General features: G+C 74.9%; 2 protein-coding genes. Both read left to right on the forward strand.

The genetic code is table 11. The features are described 5' to 3' along the window. The coding region (locus PROKR_RS05445; RefSeq protein WP_245605717.1) for a lyase family protein at positions 1–621 on the forward strand (621 nt) is incomplete at its 5' end. 212 nt (positions 622–833) lie between these two features. Continuing rightward, positions 834–1,583, forward strand: a 750-nt coding sequence (locus PROKR_RS31380; RefSeq protein ID WP_169736331.1) for an alpha/beta fold hydrolase, incomplete at its 3' end; no start/stop codon positions are given.

Consider the following 1,583-nt stretch of genomic DNA (forward strand, 5'->3'; position numbering starts at 1 on the left):
GGCAGTGCCGCGACTCCGCGCGGGGAGCTCGCGCTCATCGAGGCGTGGGGCGCGGAGCTCGGTCTGCCGGTCGGTCCCGGACCGTGGCACGCCACGCGGACCCCCGTCGTCCGCCTCGGTTCGGCGCTGGCGGAGACGTGCGCCGCGCTCGGCAAGGTCGCGAACGACGTCCTGCAGGCGGTGCGCCCCGGCGTCGGCGAGCTGCGTGAGCCGAGCGGACCCGGCCGCGGGACGTCGTCGGCGATGGCGCACAAGCACAACCCCGTGCTGTCCGTGCTGGTGCGACGCTCTGCGATCGCGGCGCCTCATCTGGCAGCGCAGGTGCTCGCGGCCGCGGGCCTCGCCGTGGACGAGCGGTCCGACGGCGCCTGGCACGCCGAGTGGCCCGCGCTGCAGCAGCTGGCGCGGCACACGGTCGCTTCGGCCCACGTGGCGACCGAGCTGCTGGATGGTCTCGAGGTCGATGCCGACGCCGTCGCCCGCAATCTCCACGACGGGCTGCCCGACGCCGGCTCGGCGCCCGACGTCGCGCCGGCCGCCGCCGTCGTCGACCGGGTGCTGGAGCAGTTCGCGGCACAGACCGGACCTGCCCGGAGCGGACCGGTCGTGGGGCGAGAATGACCGCGGGTCGAGAAGGACTGGGGCGGCTGCACGGAGCCGGTCGTACGGAGCCGGTCGGACAGTGCCGCTCGTACGGAGCCGGTCGGACCCAGTCGTGGGACAGAGTTGAGGGACCAAGGCGGGTGGACGAGGGCCTGGGCGGAACAGGAGTAGCCGGCCCAGGCGGGGTGGGCCAGAGCATGATGAATCAGTCGGACGAGCTCGGAGGACAGATGACTGCACGACCCAGGCTGGGTGCCGTCGAGTTCGTCCTGCGCGACGCCTCGCGCCCGTTGCTGGTGCTGGGGCCGTCGCTGGGCACCTCGGTGTCCGCGCTGTGGGCGGATGCCGTCCCGCTGATCGCCGGCGGAAGTGCAGGTGGCGGAGCAGATCGCAGGGCGGATGGCAGAGCAGGTGGGTGGGCAGATGGCTGGGCGGAAGGATCCGCCCCCGACGTCGACGTGATCGGCTGGGACCTGCCGGGGCACGGGACTTCGCCGCCGCCCACGGCGGACGAGCTGGAAGGGCTGACCGTCGGTGACCTCGCGGACGCCGTCCTCGGCGTGGTGGAGCACGCGCAGGTACGACGTGGCGACGCCGGGGCGCCGTTCTGGTACGCGGGCGTCTCGGTGGGCGGCGCGGTAGGGCAGCGACTCCTGCTCGACGCCCCCGACCGAGTGTCGGGCGCCGCGCTGATCTGCACCGCGACCTGGTTCGGCGAGGCGGCGGGCTGGCACGAGCGCGCCGACCTGGTGCAGCGGGCGGGCACCCCGACCCAGGTCGACGCGGCGGCCCGACGTTGGTTCGGGCCGGGCTTTCTCGACCGCGAACCGCAGGTGGGCCTCCGCCTGCTCGGCAGCCTGCAGACCGCTGACCCCTTGGGCTATGCGGCGGTCTGCCGCGCGGTGTCTGGCCACGACCTGCGCGGCCGGCTCGGCGCGGTCGGCGCCCCGGTCGTCGCGATCGCGGGCACCGACGACCCG

It is taken from the genome of Promicromonospora kroppenstedtii DSM 19349, assembly GCF_000515355.1.
Lineage (GTDB): Bacteria > Actinomycetota > Actinomycetes > Actinomycetales > Cellulomonadaceae > Promicromonospora > Promicromonospora kroppenstedtii.